The organism is Escherichia sp. WS3227_2 (genome assembly GCF_046486495.1).
Lineage (GTDB): Bacteria > Pseudomonadota > Gammaproteobacteria > Enterobacterales > Enterobacteriaceae > Escherichia > Escherichia coli.
On the sequence record NZ_JBJQLG010000016.1, the window covers coordinates 41,143 to 56,991 of the forward strand.

Consider the following 15,849-nt stretch of genomic DNA (forward strand, 5'->3'; position numbering starts at 1 on the left):
TTAATGGAGTTTGTTTTGCTGCTGGATGAGCTGTTGAAGCTCGTGCAGATCATCCGCCAGATAGCTGAAAACAGAGGCGGAATAAATGTTTGATAGTGCGTGGCTGCGCTCATGCAGCATATTGATGTGCATGATTTGCGCGACGCGTGATGCGCGGGAAAGTCTGCGGTTGATTTCAGTCTGGATGTGACGACGCTCCGCGATAGCGCGGTGCTGTTTGCGGTCTGCCATGGTGTGGCCTCTTTGCTCGGTGATAGAAATAACTCACCATCCAGAGTTGAGAATCTCGGGGTGGCGAGACGTACAGGGTTCTCAACACCGGAGAGCAAAGAATCCGGCCCGACCGAAGTCGGCCCCGTACGCCCCGCCATAATTCTGACGCGAAAAAGACGTGGCAATACAGTACGCACAAAAAAACCGCTTGCGCGGTTATGCGCTTTGCTCTGTATCGGGTTGAGAATCCCGGCACCCGTTTTATGAGGTGCAGCGGAAATGTAACCTGACCGATTGAGGCATGGCAAGCGGTTTTTTTGTGTGTGCATGTTCTGGTTTCTTACTGGTTCAGAAAAAAATCAAAAACGTTATCGATGCGTTGCAGCAGCTCTTGCTGCATTGCTTCCGGCGTTTCCGGTTCGCCAGGTGCCCCCAGCGTTGCGCAGAAATCAGCGATTTCATGATGGAGCGTGAGGCGAATGGCAGGAGCCGTGGTTCTGGCGTGCTCCAGCTGATCCAGCAGTGCCAGCACAGCAGACGGCGAGAGCATTGCGCGAAATGCCAGTAATTTTTGAGGCGTTGCCATTCGTTGCAGGGCAAATGCCAGTTCGCGTAGCTTCTGGTGGTTGATGGTGCTCATGCTCTGGCTTCCTTCAGTAGCTGGTTAAACATGTTGGTAAGTGGATTGCCGCACCCGAACGGCATCGGGTTTATCTGGTAAGAAAAGCGACCGCCTGTTTTGCGCTCTTTTCTTATGACTGAACCGCTGCGCCAGAGTCGGCGTAACTCCGCATTAATGGCTGTGGTTGGGGTATTCAGTGCTGCGGCGATTTCTCCACCGCTACACCCCGGATTGGCAGCGATATAATCCAGAATGGTCATCTGCGTGACTCCTGTACCTGTCGGATAAGGTTCACCTGCACCACATTCGTGGCGCAGAAGTAAGTGCCGTCAGTGAGATAGATGTGATGTGCATCCTTTTCTGAACGGTGTTTGTCGATTGTGGTAATCAGGCGTTCGTCGACTTCGTATTCACGTCCTCTGGAGGTAAAACGAACGACAGGAAAATGCTTAATTGCCATTACGCCTCCTTGGCGTATGCGAATACCTCCGCGAATGCGGATTGTTTTTACATTTTCTTATTTAACCTGTGGTTTTATTTGCTCTGTTATTCGCCAGTGAAAAAGCGTTCAATCTTTTTTACTGAATGAATAATTCGCATAATCCCAATGGCGCAGGCCACAGAAATAATCAGAACAAGCCATGAGATAAATATACTCATGCGATATTCCCCAGCTTATACGGTTCAATATGTTCCCCGCATTCTGCGGCACAGATTAGCTCGGAAAGTTCGTTAAGTGCATCCAGATCATCAGCGTAAAAAGCCACGTCATACAGACTCCGGATTGCCCTGGTCAATGAGTCACGGGCTGCACGTTCAGCATGAGAGCCTGATGCACTTAAGCGAAAATAAAAACGCTCAAGTGCTTTGTTGATGAGTGTTTTATATTCTTTGCCCATTGCAACACCCTTTAATCTGCTTTCTGAATTTCAGCTTCTGAATCCATGCAAATAATTTCGATATAGGGTTCATTGCCATTAGCCTGGCGCGCTTTTTCAGCTTTGCTAATGATTTCTCGTACGGTCTGGTACGGAAGTTCCACAAGCAGTCGCGTGCCGTTCAGATAAACGTAAGTGGCTTCGTCGGCTCCGTTTTTACCCGCCGGAGCCACTCCATCAATAGCGGATGCGCGTAATAACAGTTCACCGCGAAAATCAATAAAACGGATAAATACACCTTGTGCATGGTCTTTGGTCATAAAGCACCTGTTATAAATCAGCCTGTTTAATAAAACTTTGTCCGCGAAGCAGACGATCAACCGTGCGTAGTGCTTCGTATAATGTGAAATCCTGCCCGAACTGATTTTCGCCGCTGCTTAGAGCAAAAATGCGGTTTCCAGTAAACGGATTGCGTGGGCATTTGTGGACCACGATTCCAGCTTTCTCAATCAGCCAGGCATGCTCGCCGATTTGTTTTACTGGGTAGCCATCCGGCGTTGCGTGTGTATCACTCAGGCTGTAGCGGATGTTGCTGCGTGATGCACTGGTAGCGAAACGGTTAGCGTGACGTTCAGCACCATTACGAAAGCGTGAATTACGTTGCTGTTTCATGTTAAAGACTCTGTACAGATTTAATTATTCCGGCATAGCGGCCGAACTCAAAATATTTGCGATTAAATCGCATCGCATTGTTTTCACGTTGTGCGGACTGCTGGTTCATTTTCGTTTGCCTCCGCACATGAGAATTACGCCGCTTAAGAGGTAACCGAAGTTAATTGATAGTATTACAATTAACATAAGGTCCAATTTGTCCATGCCACACATAATTACCCTCATTGCAGTAGTTGTGGTTTATCAGGTTTCTCACCCGATAAACCAGATAACAAACGCTATAAACATCGCCCCAATAGCTGCCGGGAAAAGCCCTTTGGTATAAGCGGCGATATATTCAATGCTGAGTTCAATAAAGCGTTCTTCATGTCCCGTTAACTTACGAAACAAATAGATCGCTATTACGCCTATCTCAATAAAAACAAGGGTCAGAATGGCGCTGATGATATGGCTGGTCATTTATGACTAAAGCCCCAGCCACAACAACCATGCATCGCGGCGTTCTTTCGGTTGCTCAAAAAACGCTTTGCGCATGCCTTCGTTAAATGCTGGCAGATATACCCAGTTTTCTGATGCACGCGTCTTTACTGAACCTGGTTTCACAAAGTCAATTGTTGGTAGCTTTGCTGCGTCAATCATGGTTCTGACTGTGGATTCCTTGCGGCCGATCATCTTGGCGAATAGTTGATATGGCACTGCTTCAAGTGGATATGGTGCTACCTGAATGAAGCCCCCAAGCTCTGATTCGCTCATTGTGGTAATCTCCCTAATTCGTTCGAATGGCTCAAAATGGCTTATATCGGCTTATTTGAGTGTTTTTATGTTTGTGCCCGATGTGGCATGTTGCGATGGAGGATATGCCCGATATGGCATCTTTGTCAAGCATGGGTGAAAAATTTCGCCTGATTCGTGAAGCAGAAGGTATGACCCGCCAGGAGTTTGCGGATTGTGTTGGGCTGCCTTATGGGACGGTAACTAACTATGAGGTGAGGGGGAAGCAAGTAACAGAGGGTGCCTTACTTAAGGTTACGAAACACCCTAAATTTAAGAAATATGCTTATTGGTTATCAACAGATGAAACGATGCCGGAGGTTGGGCAAATTTCTCCGGCTCTCTCTCTTGATGGTTCCTGCAATTCGGAGGGAGATCGTGTTTCAACCGAAACAATCCAAAAATTATCCCGCTGAGGCCAGAAAACTGGTTAGACCTGCTTTTTGTCTGGTCTGATTATTGCTGGAAAGAGGCTGGAGAAATTGTAGAGCGGTTCATTGGAGGGCTTCGCAATGTCGATTAAGAAGCTCGAAGATGGTCGTTATTTGCTGGACATCAGGCCGAACGGACGCAAGGGAAAGCGCGTGCGTAAGGTATTTGACAAAAAATCGGTAGCGGTGGCCACTGAACGCTACATCATGGCGAACGCTGAAAAGCGGGAATATATACAGGGCTACCGTGATCGTCGAACGCTAAATGATTTGCTTGAGTTGTGGTGGATGTATCACGGCCAGCACAGGCGTAAGGCGGAAGAAGACCGAAAACAACTGCGCAACATAATCAATGAGCTTGGCGCTGATATGCAGGCTGTGGATCTTGATAAGCTAAAAATTATCGCGTGGCGTTCTCAAAAGATAGCTGATGGATTGAAACCGTCATCTGCTAACAGATACATGAATCGGTTATCCGGAATGTTTACCGTACTGAAGAAAATAGGCCTCTGGGATGCAGAACATCCGGTAAGGGGAATTTCTATTCTTTATGTATCTCCACGAGAAATGGCTTTCCTGTCCCAGAAGGAAGTGGCGTTATTGCTCGATACACTGGAGGGCGATTACTGGCGTGTTGCGCTTTTGTGTTTAAGCACGGGGGCGCGCTGGAGTGAAGCCAGTAAGCTTCGTGGTGAACAGATAGTTCATAACCGTGTAACGTTTCTTGAAACCAAAAATGGCCGAAAGAGAACAGTGCCAATTTCGCAGGCAGTTTGTGAGGCGATCAAAACCAGAGAAACAGGCGGCTTGTTTGAGGTGAAGTACCGGGAATTCTGCTTGGCGCTGAAAAGAGTTAAGCCCGATTTGCCAAAAGGCCAGGCTGCACATGTGCTGCGGCATACGTTCGCCAGCCATTTTGTGATGAACGGAGGAAACATTATTGCGCTTCAGAAGATTCTTGGCCACGCAACCATTCAGCAAACAATGGCATATGCACATTTTGCACCGGATTACCTGCAGGATGCGGTGGCCCTTAATCCGCTGAAAGGTGGCGTGAGTGTCCACGCAGTGTCCACGGGGGATTAATTTTATATAGCCTGAAACGGCTTAAAGGGCGATACTGAATAACAATTTTTCAGTATTGCCCGTCTAAATGGTTATGTTGTTATCTGTATGATTATGAATGTTTTTTCAGATTAAACAGCAGTTTGCAAATGGGCGTTTGTTAATAAAGGAGCCTTAGATTGTCAGAGACTGAAAAAGGGTTAAAAATCCTTGTTGATGAAAATATGCCTTATGCCCGCGACTTATTTAGCCGTTTGGGTGAGGTGACCGCGGTTCCCGGGCGTCCAATCCCCGTGGCTCAACTGGCAGACGCGGATGCGCTGATGGTGCGTTCGGTCACGAAAGTGAATGAATCTTTGCTGGCAGGAAAACCCATTAAATTTGTTGGCACTGCCACCGCGGGGACCGACCATGTCGATGAAGCGTGGTTAAAGCAGGCGGGAATTGGTTTTTCCGCGGCACCTGGCTGTAATGCGATTGCGGTGGTGGAATATGTTTTCTCCTCACTGCTGATGCTTGCCGAACGCGATGGATTTTCACTGCACGAGCGTACCGTGGGGATCGTGGGCGTTGGTAACGTTGGTCGCCGTTTACAGGCACGACTGGAAGCGTTAGGGATCAAAACCTTGCTTTGCGATCCGCCTCGCGCCGACCGTGGGGATGAGGGGGATTTCCGCTCGCTGGATGAATTAGTTCAGCATGCGGATATTCTGACTTTCCATACGCCACTCTTCAAAGACGGGCCGTACAAAACGCTGCATCTGGCGGATGAAAAACTGATCCGTAGCCTGAAACCAGGAGCGATTCTGATTAACGCCTGCCGTGGCGCAGTCGTCGATAATACTGCCCTATTGACCTGTCTGAACGAAGGCCAGAAGTTAAGCGTAGTGCTGGATGTCTGGGAAGGCGAACCGGAACTCAACGTGGAATTGCTGAAAAAAGTGGATATCGGCACGCCGCATATCGCAGGCTATACCCTGGAAGGTAAAGCACGCGGTACTACGCAAGTGTTTGAAGCTTATAGCAAGTTTATTGGGCATGAACAACACGTTGCGCTGGATACGTTGCTGCCCGCGCCAGAGTTTGGCCGCATTACGCTGCATGGTCCGCTCGATCAACCGACGCTGAAAAGGCTGGTGCATTTGGTGTATGATGTGCGCCGCGATGACGCACCGCTGCGTAAAGTCGCCGGAATACCGGGTGAGTTCGATAAGCTGCGCAAAAACTATCTTGAGCGCCGTGAATGGTCATCTCTGTATGTAATTTGTGATGACGCCAGCGCGGCATCATTGCTGTGTAAACTGGGTTTTAACGCCGTTCATCATCCGGCACGTTAATCTCTTCTTCATGCTCTCTGCTGTAATATTGGCAGGGAGCTTTGCTATTTCTGGAGTAAACCACCATGTCTGAAGGCTGGAACATTGCCGTCCTGGGCGCAACTGGCGCTGTGGGCGAAGCCCTGCTTGAAACGCTGGCTGAACGTCAGTTCCCGGTTGGGGAAATTTATGCACTGGCACGTAACGAAAGCGCAGGCGAACAACTGCGCTTTGGTGGTAAGACAATCACCGTGCAGGATGCCGCTGAATTCGACTGGACGCAGGCGCAGCTGGCGTTTTTTGTCGCAGGCAAAGAAGCTACCGCTGCCTGGGTTGAAGAAGCGACCAACTCAGGTTGCCTGGTGATCGATAGCAGCGGATTGTTTGCTCTCGAACCTGACGTACCGCTGGTGGTGCCGGAAGTAAACCCGTTTGTACTGACCGATTACCGCAACCGGAATGTCATCGCCGTACCGGACAGTCTGACCAGCCAACTGCTGGCGGCACTGAAACCGTTAATCGATCAGGGCGGTTTGTCGCGTATCAGCGTTACCAGCCTGATTTCAGCCTCCGCCCAGGGCAAAAAAGCGGTCGATGCGTTAGCGGGGCAGAGTGCGAAATTGCTCAACGGCATTCCGATTGATGAAGAAGATTTCTTCGGGCGTCAGCTGGCGTTCAACATGCTGCCGTTACTGCCGGATAGCGAAGGTAGCGTGCGTGAAGAACGTCGTATCGTTGACGAAGTACGCAAAATCCTGCAGGACGAAGGGCTGATGATTTCGGCAAGCGTCGTCCAGGCACCGGTATTCTACGGCCACGCCCAGATGGTCAACTTTGAAGCTCTGCGTCCGCTGGCGGCAGAAGAAGCGCGTGATGCGTTTGCTCAGGGCGAAGATATTGTGCTCTCTGAAGAGAACGAATTCCCGACTCAGGTGGGGGATGCTTCTGGTACGCCGCATCTTTCTGTTGGCTGCGTGCGTAATGACTACGGTATGCCGGAGCAAGTTCAGTTCTGGTCGGTGGCCGATAACGTTCGCTTTGGCGGCGCGCTGATGGCAGTAAAAATCGCCGAGAAACTGGTGCAGGAGTATCTGTACTAATGTCCGACCAGCAACAACCGCCAGTTTATAAAATTGCGCTGGGCATTGAGTACGACGGCAGTAAGTATTACGGCTGGCAACGGCAGAACGAAGTCCGCAGTGTGCAGGAGAAGCTGGAAAAGGCGCTCTCCCAGGTGGCGAACGAACCGATCACCGTCTTCTGCGCCGGGCGTACTGACGCAGGTGTACACGGCACCGGGCAGGTTGTGCATTTCGAAACGACCGCGCAGCGCAAAGACGCTGCGTGGACGTTGGGCGTAAATGCGAATTTACCTGGTGACATCGCCGTGCGTTGGGTTAAAGCTGTACCTGATGATTTTCATGCCCGATTTAGCGCCACGGCTCGCCGTTATCGCTACATCATCTACAATCATCGGCTGCGCCCGGCGGTACTGAGTAAAGGGGTAACCCATTTTTACGAACCGCTGGACGCTGAACGGATGCATCGGGCTGCGCAATGCTTGCTGGGCGAGAATGATTTCACCTCGTTCCGTGCGGTGCAGTGCCAGTCCCGAACCCCGTGGCGCAACGTTATGCATATTAATGTCACGCGTCACGGTCCTTATGTGGTGGTAGATATCAAAGCGAATGCCTTTGTACATCATATGGTCAGGAATATTGTCGGCAGCCTGATGGAAGTCGGTGCCCACAACCAGCCGGAGAGCTGGATAGCAGAGTTGCTGGCGGCAAAGGACAGAACGCTGGCGGCAGCAACGGCAAAAGCGGAAGGGCTGTATCTGGTCGCGGTGGATTACCCTGACCGGTATGATCTTCCAAAACCGCCAATGGGCCCGCTATTTCTGGCGGACTAACAAGAATAATGCTCGGAACATTTCAGGCTGTAGCCAACGTAGTTACAGCCTGAAAGATGACGAGTACAAGGCATAGGCTAATATGGACCTGATTTATTTCCTCATCGATTTTATCCTGCACATTGACGTGCATCTGGCAGAACTGGTCGCGGAGTATGGCGTCTGGGTTTATGCCATTTTGTTCTTAATTTTGTTCTGTGAAACCGGTCTGGTGGTAACGCCGTTTTTACCGGGTGATTCATTGCTGTTTGTTGCCGGTGCGTTGGCATCACTGGAAACCAACGATCTCAACGTCCATATGATGGTGGTGCTGATGCTGATCGCCGCGATTGTGGGTGACGCGGTGAACTACACCATTGGACGGTTATTTGGTGACAAACTGTTCAGTAATCCGGATTCGAAAATCTTTCGTCGCAGTTATCTTGATAAGACTCATCAGTTTTATGAGAAACATGGCGGCAAAACGATTATTCTCGCCCGTTTTGTGCCGATCGTCAGAACGTTCGCGCCGTTCGTTGCGGGAATGGGCCACATGTCGTATCGTCATTTCGCCGCTTTTAACGTCATCGGCGCGTTGCTATGGGTACTGATTTTTACCTACGCGGGTTATTTCTTCGGAACGCTCCCCTTCATTCAGAGCAACCTTAAACTGATGATTGTTGGCATTATTTTTGTTTCAATATTGCCAGGTGTTTTCGAATTTATTCGCCACAAACGCGCTGCGGCACGCGCCGCAAAATAAAAAGTAACTCCGCGGTTCGACCACTTTTTTATCCAAAGTTTCGGGCTGTTATGTTTTAATGTGCAACATTCATGGTCTGTTGGGGGCAAAAATGGCATTATGCGTCCCCAAAGATAAAACTGGCATCGAACCAGGTTCAGACAGAAAGGTCCCTAATGAGCTGGATTGAACGAATTAAAAGCAACATTACTCCCACCCGCAAGGCGAGCATTCCTGAAGGGGTGTGGACTAAGTGTGATAGCTGCGGTCAGGTTTTATACCGCGCTGAGCTGGAACGTAATCTTGAGGTCTGTCCGAAGTGTGACCATCACATGCGTATGACAGCGCGTAATCGCCTGCATAGCCTGTTAGATGAAGGAAGCCTTGTGGAGCTGGGTAGCGAGCTTGAGCCGAAAGATGTGCTGAAGTTTCGTGACTCCAAGAAGTATAAAGACCGTCTGGCATCTGCGCAGAAAGAAACCGGCGAAAAAGATGCGCTGGTGGTGATGAAAGGCACCCTGTATGGAATGCCAGTTGTCGCTGCGGCATTCGAGTTCGCCTTTATGGGCGGTTCCATGGGGTCTGTGGTAGGTGCACGTTTCGTGCGTGCCGTTGAGCAGGCGCTGGAAGATAACTGCCCACTGATCTGCTTCTCCGCCTCTGGTGGCGCACGTATGCAGGAAGCACTGATGTCGCTGATGCAGATGGCGAAAACCTCTGCGGCGCTGGCAAAAATGCAGGAGCGCGGCTTGCCGTACATCTCCGTGCTGACCGACCCGACCATGGGTGGTGTTTCTGCAAGTTTCGCCATGCTGGGCGATCTCAACATCGCTGAACCGAAAGCGTTAATCGGCTTTGCCGGTCCGCGTGTTATCGAACAGACCGTTCGCGAAAAACTGCCGCCAGGATTCCAGCGCAGTGAATTCCTGATCGAGAAGGGCGCGATCGACATGATCGTCCGTCGTCCGGAAATGCGCCTGAAACTGGCGAGTATTCTGGCGAAGTTGATGAATCTGCCAGCGCCGAATCCTGAAGCGCCGCGTGAAGGCGTAGTGGTGCCACCGGTACCAGATCAGGAACCTGAGGCCTGATAACTGATAAGGGCAGGGCCACTGGCTCTGCCCTTTTGCTATTCTCACCGTAACGAATCAGCGGATACCATGATTATCAAACGCACTCCTCAAGCCGCGTCGCCTCTGGCTTCGTGGCTTTCTTATCTGGAAAACCTGCACAGTAAAACTATCGATCTCGGCCTTGAGCGCGTGAGCCAGGTCGCGGCGCGTCTTGGCATTCTGAAACCAGCGCCATTTGTGTTTACCGTTGCGGGTACGAATGGCAAAGGCACCACCTGCCGTACGCTGGAGTCGATTCTGATGGCGGCAGGGTACAAAGTGGGCGTCTACAGTTCGCCGCATCTGGTGCGTTATACCGAGCGCGTACGTGTGCAGGGCCAGGAATTGCCGGAATCGGCCCACACCGCCTCTTTTGCGGAGATTGAATCGGCACGCGGTGATATTTCCCTGACCTATTTCGAGTACGGTACGCTGTCGGCGTTGTGGCTGTTCAAACAGGCACAACTTGACGTGGTGATTCTGGAAGTAGGGCTGGGCGGTCGTCTGGACGCAACCAATATTGTCGATGCCGATGTTGCGGTAGTAACCAGCATTGCGCTGGATCATACCGACTGGCTGGGGCCAGATCGCGAAAGCATTGGTCGCGAGAAAGCAGGCATCTTCCGCAGCGAAAAACCGGCAATTGTTGGTGAGCCGGAAATGCCTTCTACCATTGCTGATGTGGCGCAGGAAAAAAGTGCACTGTTACAACGTCGGGGCGTTGAGTGGAACTATTCCGTCACCGATCATGACTGGGCGTTTAGCGATGCTCACGGCACGCTGGAAAATCTGCCGTTGCCGCTTGTCCCGCAACCGAATGCCGCAACGGCGCTGGCGGCACTGCGTGCCAGCGGGCTGGAGGTCAGTGAAAATGCCATTCGCGACGGGATTGCCAGCGCAATTTTGCCGGGACGTTTCCAGATTGTGAGCGAGTCACCACGCGTTATTTTTGATGTCGCGCATAATCCACATGCGGCGGAATATCTCACCGGGCGTATGAAAGCGCTACCGAAAAACGGGCGCGTACTGGCGGTTATCGGTATGCTACATGATAAAGATATTGCCGGAACTCTGGCCTGGTTGAAAAGCGTGGTTGATGACTGGTATTGTGCGCCACTGGAAGGGCCGCGCGGTGCCACGGCAGAACAACTGCTTGAGCATTTGGGTAACGGCAAATCATTTGATAGCGTGGCGCAGGCATGGGATGCCGCAATGGCGGACGCTAAAGCGGAAGATACCGTGCTGGTGTGTGGTTCGTTCCACACGGTCGCACATGTCATGGAAGTGATTGACGCGAGGAGAAGCGGTGGCAAGTAAGTTTCAGAATCGGTTAGTGGGCACGATCGTGCTGGTGGCGCTGGGGGTGATTGTACTTCCAGGGCTGCTGGACGGGCAGAAAAAACATTATCAGGATGAGTTCGCGGCTATCCCGCTGGTGCCGAAAGCTGGCGATCGCGATGAGCCTGATATGATGCCAGCCGCCACCCAGGCGTTGCCGACGCAGCCGCCGGAAGGCGCAGCGGAAGAGGTGCGGGCAGGTGATGCCGCAGCACCGTCGCTCGATCCGGCCACTATTGCAGCCAATAACACCGAGTTTGAACCGGAACCTGCACCGGTCGCCCCACCGAAGCCGAAACCGGTGGAGTCGCCTAAACCGAAGGTTGAAGCACCACCTGCGCCGAAGCCGGTCGTGGAAGAAAAAGCAGCGCCAACGGGTAAAGCCTATGTTGTACAACTGGGCGCACTGAAAAATGCCGATAAAGTGAATGAGATTGTCGGTAAGCTGCGCGGTGCCGGTTATCGGGTTTATACGTCGCCATCCACGCCAGTGCAGGGCAAAATTACCCGTATTCTGGTTGGGCCAGATGCCTCGAAAGATAAGCTGAAAGGTTCGCTGGGTGAGTTGAAGCAACTTTCTGGCTTAAGTGGCGTGGTAATGGGCTATACGCCGAATTAATACGGTCTTGCCTGATGCGACGCTGGCGCGTCTTATCAGGCCTGCGCAGGGGTAGAGCCGTAGGTCGGATAAGGCGTTTACGCCGCATCCGACACGCATTGTCCGATGCCGCAAAGGCATAAAAAGTCGATGGCGTTGAATATTTTTTCAGCGCCATTTTTATTGATGCGCGGGAAGGAAATCCCTACGCAAACGTTTTCTTTTTCTGTTAGAATGCGCCCCGAACAGGATGACAGGGCGTAAAATCGTGGGACACATATGGTCTGGATTGATTACGCCATAATCGCGGTGATTGCTTTTTCCTCTCTGGTTAGCCTGATCCGCGGCTTTGTTCGTGAAGCGTTATCGCTGGTGACATGGGGTTGTGCTTTCTTTGTTGCCAGTCATTACTACACTTACCTGTCAGTCTGGTTTACGGGCTTTGAAGACGAACTGGTTCGAAATGGGATTGCCATCGCGGTACTGTTTATCGCTACCCTGATCGTTGGTGCTATCGTGAACTTCGTGATAGGCCAGTTGGTGGAGAAAACGGGGTTGTCAGGCACCGATCGGGTGCTGGGCGTCTGTTTCGGTGCGTTGCGCGGTGTGTTGATTGTTGCCGCCATTCTCTTCTTTCTCGACTCCTTTACCGGGGTGTCGAAAAGCGAAGACTGGAGCAAATCACAGCTGATCCCGCAGTTCAGTTTTATCATCAGATGGTTTTTTGATTATCTGCAAAGCTCGTCAAGTTTCTTGCCCAGAGCGTAAGTGCTCTGAGATGTGGCTTAACGAGGAAAAAGACGTATGTGCGGTATTGTCGGTATCGCCGGTGTTATGCCGGTTAACCAGTCGATTTATGATGCCTTAACGGTGCTTCAGCATCGCGGTCAGGATGCCGCCGGCATCATCACCATAGATGCCAATAACTGCTTCCGTTTGCGTAAAGCGAACGGGCTGGTGAGCGATGTATTTGAAGCTCGCCATATGCAGCGTTTGCAGGGCAATATGGGCATTGGTCATGTGCGTTACCCTACGGCTGGCAGCTCCAGCGCCTCTGAAGCGCAGCCGTTTTACGTTAACTCTCCGTATGGCATTACGCTTGCCCACAACGGCAATCTGACCAACGCGCATGAGTTACGTAAAAAACTGTTTGAAGAAAAACGCCGCCACATCAACACCACTTCCGACTCGGAAATTCTGCTTAATATCTTCGCCAGCGAGTTGGACAACTTCCGCCACTACCCGCTGGAAGCCGACAATATTTTCGCTGCCATTGCTGCCACAAACCGCTTAATCCGCGGCGCGTATGCCTGCGTGGCGATGATTATCGGCCATGGTATGGTTGCTTTCCGCGATCCAAACGGGATTCGTCCGCTGGTACTGGGAAAACGTGATATTGACGAGAACCGTACAGAATATATGGTCGCTTCCGAAAGCGTAGCGCTCGATACGCTGGGCTTTGATTTCCTGCGTGACGTCGCGCCGGGCGAAGCGATTTACATCACTGAAGAAGGGCAGTTGTTTACCCGTCAATGTGCTGACAATCCGGTCAGCAATCCGTGCCTGTTTGAGTATGTATACTTTGCTCGCCCGGACTCGTTCATCGACAAAATTTCCGTTTACAGCGCGCGTGTGAATATGGGTACGAAACTGGGCGAGAAAATTGCCCGCGAATGGGAAGATCTGGATATCGACGTGGTGATCCCGATCCCGGAAACCTCGTGTGATATCGCGCTGGAAATTGCTCGTATTCTGGGCAAGCCGTACCGCCAGGGCTTCGTTAAAAACCGCTATGTTGGCCGCACCTTTATCATGCCGGGCCAGCAGCTGCGTCGTAAGTCCGTGCGCCGTAAACTGAACGCCAACCGCGCCGAGTTCCGCGATAAAAACGTCCTGCTGGTCGACGACTCCATCGTCCGTGGCACCACTTCTGAGCAGATTATCGAGATGGCACGCGAAGCCGGAGCGAAGAAAGTGTATCTCGCTTCTGCGGCACCGGAAATTCGCTTCCCGAACGTTTATGGTATTGATATGCCGAGCGCCACGGAACTGATCGCTCACGGTCGCGAAGTAGATGAAATTCGCCAGATCATCGGTGCTGACGGGTTGATTTTCCAGGATCTGAACGATCTGATCGAAGCCGTTCGCGCTGAAAACCCGGATATTCAGCAGTTTGAGTGTTCGGTGTTCAACGGCGTTTACGTCACCAAAGATGTTGATCAGGGCTACCTCGATTTCCTCGATACTTTACGTAATGACGACGCCAAAGCAGTGCAACGTCAGAACGAAGTGGAAAATCTCGAAATGCATAACGAAGGATGATGCCTTCGCTCAGGGTGCCGGTCTGGCACCCTGACTTGCAACTCCCGCCGAAATCCTGCAAAGTCTGCCTGCAAGTCTGACAGGGCAACTATTTATGAAACGACTCATTGTAGGCATCAGCGGTGCCAGCGGCGCGATTTATGGCGTGCGCTTATTACAGGTTCTGCGCGATGTCGCAGATGTTGAAACGCATCTGGTGATGAGCCAGGCCGCGCGCCAGACCTTATCCCTCGAAACGGATTTTTCCCTGCGCGAAGTGCAGGCATTAGCCGATGTGACGCACGATGCGCGCGATATTGCTGCCAGCATTTCTTCCGGTTCTTTCCAGACACTGGGGATGGTGATTTTACCCTGTTCAATCAAAACCCTGTCCGGCATTGTCCATAGCTATACTGATGGCTTACTGACCCGTGCGGCAGATGTTGTGCTGAAAGAGCGTCGCCCGCTGGTGCTCTGCGTGCGTGAAACACCATTGCACTTAGGCCATCTGCGTTTAATGACCCAGGCGGCAGAAATCGGTGCGGTGATTATGCCTCCCGTTCCGGCGTTTTATCATCGCCCGCAATCCCTTGATGATGTGATAAATCAGACGGTTAACCGTGTACTCGATCAATTCGCCATAACGCTTCCTGAAGATCTCTTTGCCCGCTGGCAGGGCGCATAACCTCATTGTTGCCCTGTTTCAGGGCAATTTTGCAACCGCGATCAAATCCTCGACATTTTGTTCCTTTCGATGAATCGAAACGCTGCGATTCAACCGCCATACCTGCTATCTTCAACTTTAGGACAATAATGCAACGTCTTATTAACATATTTAACGTTGAATGTTACTGTTGTCGTAAAGATGGCATAAGACCTGCATGAAAGAGCCTGCAAACACACAACACAATACACAACATAAAAAAGCCATTTTCACTTGAGGGTTATGTATGAAGAAGTCGATTCTCGCTCTGTCTTTGTTAGTCGGTCTCTCTGCAGCGGCTTCCAGCTATGCGGCGCTACCGGAGACGGTACGTATCGGAACCGATACCACCTATGCGCCGTTCTCATCGAAAGATGCCAAAGGTGACTTTGTTGGCTTTGATATCGATCTCGGTAACGAGATGTGCAAACGGATGCAGGTGAAATGTACCTGGGTTGCCAGTGACTTTGACGCGCTGATCCCCTCACTGAAAGCGAAAAAAATCGACGCCATTATTTCGTCGCTCTCCATTACCGATAAACGTCAGCAGGAGATTGCTTTCTCCGACAAGTTGTACGCCGCAGATTCTCGTTTGATTGCCGCCAAAGGTTCGCCGATTCAGCCAACGCTGGATTCACTGAAAGGTAAACATGTGGGTGTGCTGCAGGGATCAACCCAGGAAGCTTACGCTAACGAGACCTGGCGTAGCAAAGGCGTGGATGTGGTGGCCTATGCCAACCAGGATTTGGTCTATTCCGATCTGGCTGCAGGACGTCTGGATGCTGCGTTACAAGATGAAGTTGCTGCCAGCGAAGGATTCCTCAAGCAACCTGCTGGTAAAGATTTCGCCTTTGCTGGCTCATCAGTGAAAGACAAAAAATACTTCGGTGACGGCACCGGTGTAGGGCTACGTAAAGATGATGCGGAACTGACGGCTGCCTTCAATAAGGCGCTTGGCGAGCTGCGTCAGGACGGCACCTACGACAAGATGGCGAAAAAGTATTTTGACTTTAATGTCTACGGTGACTGATACGTCGCAGGGAAGCTGTACCTGATGGAATGATCATCATGGTGCACGCCAGGTTTGTTGCACTATCGTGGTGCATTGAAATGCATACTTAAGCATTTTTAATGAAAAATAATACGTCTAACGGGGCGGGATATTTTGCCTTGATGGTCAATTTTATGGCACGATA

General features: G+C 51.2%; 23 protein-coding genes. 13 read left to right on the top strand and 10 right to left on the bottom strand.

From position 1 onward, the window contains the following. From ACJHXB_RS20100 to ACJHXB_RS20145, 10 genes are all read right to left on the bottom strand, one after another. Positions 1 to 231: a hypothetical protein gene (locus tag ACJHXB_RS20100; protein ID WP_000775058.1), complete on the bottom strand. Its 231-nt coding sequence runs from the start codon at positions 229 to 231 to the stop codon at positions 1 to 3. A gap of 322 nt (positions 232 to 553) precedes the next feature. Further along, positions 554 to 853, bottom strand: a complete 300-nt coding sequence (locus ACJHXB_RS20105) for a hypothetical protein (protein ID WP_000104305.1) — start codon at positions 851 to 853, stop codon at positions 554 to 556. Then, the gene (locus ACJHXB_RS20110) at positions 850 to 1,095 is read right to left on the bottom strand and encodes a MarR family transcriptional regulator (RefSeq protein WP_000153674.1); all 246 of its coding nucleotides are present in this window, start codon (positions 1,093 to 1,095) and stop codon (positions 850 to 852) included. The genes ACJHXB_RS20105 and ACJHXB_RS20110 overlap by 4 nt, the downstream gene beginning before the upstream one ends. Next, a complete protein-coding gene (locus ACJHXB_RS20115) occupies positions 1,092 to 1,295 on the bottom strand; it encodes a hypothetical protein (protein WP_000985159.1) in 204 nt (67 codons plus the stop codon). Before ACJHXB_RS20115 ends, ACJHXB_RS20110 begins: the two co-directional genes overlap by 4 nt. An 86-nt stretch (positions 1,296 to 1,381) precedes the next feature. Then, on the bottom strand, positions 1,382 to 1,495 hold the full coding sequence (locus ACJHXB_RS20120; RefSeq protein ID WP_000021656.1) for a hypothetical protein: 114 nt from the start codon (positions 1,493 to 1,495) through the stop codon (positions 1,382 to 1,384). Next, positions 1,492 to 1,734, bottom strand: coding sequence for a DUF4754 family protein (locus tag ACJHXB_RS20125; protein WP_000514283.1), 243 nt, complete (start codon positions 1,732 to 1,734; stop codon positions 1,492 to 1,494). The genes ACJHXB_RS20120 and ACJHXB_RS20125 overlap by 4 nt, the downstream gene beginning before the upstream one ends. 11 nt (positions 1,735 to 1,745) lie before the next feature. Beyond that, positions 1,746 to 2,033, bottom strand: a complete 288-nt coding sequence (locus ACJHXB_RS20130; protein ID WP_000158962.1) for a hypothetical protein — start codon at positions 2,031 to 2,033, stop codon at positions 1,746 to 1,748. A gap of 10 nt (positions 2,034 to 2,043) precedes the next feature. Next, entirely contained in the window at positions 2,044 to 2,385 is a 342-nt protein-coding gene (locus ACJHXB_RS20135) for a DUF4761 family protein (protein ID WP_000813367.1), read from the bottom strand. A gap of 252 nt (positions 2,386 to 2,637) precedes the next feature. Continuing rightward, entirely contained in the window at positions 2,638 to 2,844 is a 207-nt protein-coding gene (locus ACJHXB_RS20140; protein WP_000200501.1) for a hypothetical protein, read from the bottom strand. 6 nt (positions 2,845 to 2,850) lie between these two features. After that, positions 2,851 to 3,138, bottom strand: coding sequence for a Cox family DNA-binding protein (locus tag ACJHXB_RS20145; RefSeq protein ID WP_000004249.1), 288 nt, complete (start codon positions 3,136 to 3,138; stop codon positions 2,851 to 2,853). A gap of 113 nt (positions 3,139 to 3,251) precedes the next feature. On the opposite strand from ACJHXB_RS20145, the gene ACJHXB_RS20150 reads away from it, so the two are divergent. From ACJHXB_RS20150 to argT, 13 genes are all read left to right on the top strand, one after another. Continuing rightward, positions 3,252 to 3,572, top strand: coding sequence for a helix-turn-helix domain-containing protein (locus tag ACJHXB_RS20150; protein ID WP_001390705.1), 321 nt, complete (start codon positions 3,252 to 3,254; stop codon positions 3,570 to 3,572). A gap of 96 nt (positions 3,573 to 3,668) precedes the next feature. After that, on the top strand, positions 3,669 to 4,673 hold the full coding sequence (locus ACJHXB_RS20155; RefSeq protein WP_046077162.1) for a tyrosine-type recombinase/integrase: 1,005 nt from the start codon (positions 3,669 to 3,671) through the stop codon (positions 4,671 to 4,673). A 158-nt stretch (positions 4,674 to 4,831) separates the two neighbouring features. Then, on the top strand, positions 4,832 to 5,989 hold the full coding sequence (gene pdxB / locus ACJHXB_RS20160) for a 4-phosphoerythronate dehydrogenase PdxB (protein ID WP_001534306.1): 1,158 nt from the start codon (positions 4,832 to 4,834) through the stop codon (positions 5,987 to 5,989). A gap of 65 nt (positions 5,990 to 6,054) precedes the next feature. Beyond that, positions 6,055 to 7,068, top strand: coding sequence for an aspartate-semialdehyde dehydrogenase (locus tag ACJHXB_RS20165; protein ID WP_001289165.1), 1,014 nt, complete (start codon positions 6,055 to 6,057; stop codon positions 7,066 to 7,068). Next, positions 7,068 to 7,880, top strand: coding sequence for a tRNA pseudouridine(38-40) synthase TruA (gene truA / locus ACJHXB_RS20170; RefSeq protein ID WP_001283590.1), 813 nt, complete (start codon positions 7,068 to 7,070; stop codon positions 7,878 to 7,880). The genes ACJHXB_RS20165 and truA overlap by 1 nt, the downstream gene beginning before the upstream one ends. Positions 7,881 to 7,962: 82 nt before the next feature. Beyond that, positions 7,963 to 8,622, top strand: coding sequence for a DedA family protein (locus ACJHXB_RS20175; RefSeq protein ID WP_000364327.1), 660 nt, complete (start codon positions 7,963 to 7,965; stop codon positions 8,620 to 8,622). Between the two features lie 155 nt (positions 8,623 to 8,777). After that, positions 8,778 to 9,692 (top strand): acetyl-CoA carboxylase, carboxyltransferase subunit beta, encoded by a 915-nt coding sequence (gene accD, locus ACJHXB_RS20180; protein ID WP_000118404.1) that lies wholly within the window; start codon positions 8,778 to 8,780, stop codon positions 9,690 to 9,692. Between the two features lie 69 nt (positions 9,693 to 9,761). Then, complete coding sequence (folC, locus tag ACJHXB_RS20185) at positions 9,762 to 11,030, top strand: bifunctional tetrahydrofolate synthase/dihydrofolate synthase (RefSeq protein ID WP_000584550.1); 1,269 nt, start codon at positions 9,762 to 9,764, stop codon at positions 11,028 to 11,030. After that, a complete protein-coding gene (gene dedD / locus ACJHXB_RS20190; RefSeq protein ID WP_000147000.1) occupies positions 11,020 to 11,670 on the top strand; it encodes a cell division protein DedD in 651 nt (216 codons plus the stop codon). The genes folC and dedD overlap by 11 nt, the downstream gene beginning before the upstream one ends. 258 nt (positions 11,671 to 11,928) lie before the next feature. Then, a complete protein-coding gene (gene cvpA, locus ACJHXB_RS20195) occupies positions 11,929 to 12,417 on the top strand; it encodes a colicin V production protein (protein WP_000262113.1) in 489 nt (162 codons plus the stop codon). A 36-nt stretch (positions 12,418 to 12,453) separates the two neighbouring features. Continuing rightward, on the top strand, positions 12,454 to 13,971 hold the full coding sequence (purF, locus tag ACJHXB_RS20200; protein ID WP_000334221.1) for an amidophosphoribosyltransferase: 1,518 nt from the start codon (positions 12,454 to 12,456) through the stop codon (positions 13,969 to 13,971). 94 nt (positions 13,972 to 14,065) lie between these two features. Beyond that, on the top strand, positions 14,066 to 14,635 hold the full coding sequence (gene ubiX, locus ACJHXB_RS20205; RefSeq protein ID WP_000825691.1) for a flavin prenyltransferase UbiX: 570 nt from the start codon (positions 14,066 to 14,068) through the stop codon (positions 14,633 to 14,635). A gap of 265 nt (positions 14,636 to 14,900) precedes the next feature. Continuing rightward, positions 14,901 to 15,683, top strand: a complete 783-nt coding sequence (argT, locus tag ACJHXB_RS20210) for a lysine/arginine/ornithine ABC transporter substrate-binding protein ArgT (protein WP_000748261.1) — start codon at positions 14,901 to 14,903, stop codon at positions 15,681 to 15,683. Positions 15,684 to 15,849 lie beyond the last annotated feature (166 nt).

Bases quoted from the DNA above. Each gene is read 5' to 3' on its own strand.
- cvpA (WP_000262113.1), top strand. From the start codon at position 11,929: ATGGTCTGGATTGATTACGCCATAATCGCGGTGATTGCTTTTTCCTCT.
- ACJHXB_RS20155 (WP_046077162.1), top strand. From the start codon at position 3,669: ATGTCGATTAAGAAGCTCGAAGATGGTCGTTATTTGCTGGACATCAGG.
- ACJHXB_RS20135 (WP_000813367.1), bottom strand. From the start codon at position 2,385: ATGAAACAGCAACGTAATTCACGCTTTCGTAATGGTGCTGAACGTCAC.
- ACJHXB_RS20175 (WP_000364327.1), top strand. From the start codon at position 7,963: ATGGACCTGATTTATTTCCTCATCGATTTTATCCTGCACATTGACGTG.
- ACJHXB_RS20140 (WP_000200501.1), bottom strand. From the start codon at position 2,844: ATGACCAGCCATATCATCAGCGCCATTCTGACCCTTGTTTTTATTGAG.
- purF (WP_000334221.1), top strand. From the start codon at position 12,454: ATGTGCGGTATTGTCGGTATCGCCGGTGTTATGCCGGTTAACCAGTCG.
- accD (WP_000118404.1), top strand. From the start codon at position 8,778: ATGAGCTGGATTGAACGAATTAAAAGCAACATTACTCCCACCCGCAAG.
- ACJHXB_RS20110 (WP_000153674.1), bottom strand. From the start codon at position 1,095: ATGACCATTCTGGATTATATCGCTGCCAATCCGGGGTGTAGCGGTGGA.
- truA (WP_001283590.1), top strand. From the start codon at position 7,068: ATGTCCGACCAGCAACAACCGCCAGTTTATAAAATTGCGCTGGGCATT.
- ACJHXB_RS20115 (WP_000985159.1), bottom strand. From the start codon at position 1,295: ATGGCAATTAAGCATTTTCCTGTCGTTCGTTTTACCTCCAGAGGACGT.
- ubiX (WP_000825691.1), top strand. From the start codon at position 14,066: ATGAAACGACTCATTGTAGGCATCAGCGGTGCCAGCGGCGCGATTTAT.
- ACJHXB_RS20165 (WP_001289165.1), top strand. From the start codon at position 6,055: ATGTCTGAAGGCTGGAACATTGCCGTCCTGGGCGCAACTGGCGCTGTG.
- ACJHXB_RS20100 (WP_000775058.1), bottom strand. From the start codon at position 231: ATGGCAGACCGCAAACAGCACCGCGCTATCGCGGAGCGTCGTCACATC.
- ACJHXB_RS20105 (WP_000104305.1), bottom strand. From the start codon at position 853: ATGAGCACCATCAACCACCAGAAGCTACGCGAACTGGCATTTGCCCTG.
- argT (WP_000748261.1), top strand. From the start codon at position 14,901: ATGAAGAAGTCGATTCTCGCTCTGTCTTTGTTAGTCGGTCTCTCTGCA.
- ACJHXB_RS20145 (WP_000004249.1), bottom strand. From the start codon at position 3,138: ATGAGCGAATCAGAGCTTGGGGGCTTCATTCAGGTAGCACCATATCCA.
- ACJHXB_RS20130 (WP_000158962.1), bottom strand. From the start codon at position 2,033: ATGACCAAAGACCATGCACAAGGTGTATTTATCCGTTTTATTGATTTT.
- ACJHXB_RS20150 (WP_001390705.1), top strand. From the start codon at position 3,252: ATGGCATCTTTGTCAAGCATGGGTGAAAAATTTCGCCTGATTCGTGAA.
- ACJHXB_RS20120 (WP_000021656.1), bottom strand. From the start codon at position 1,495: ATGAGTATATTTATCTCATGGCTTGTTCTGATTATTTCTGTGGCCTGC.
- folC (WP_000584550.1), top strand. From the start codon at position 9,762: ATGATTATCAAACGCACTCCTCAAGCCGCGTCGCCTCTGGCTTCGTGG.
- ACJHXB_RS20125 (WP_000514283.1), bottom strand. From the start codon at position 1,734: ATGGGCAAAGAATATAAAACACTCATCAACAAAGCACTTGAGCGTTTT.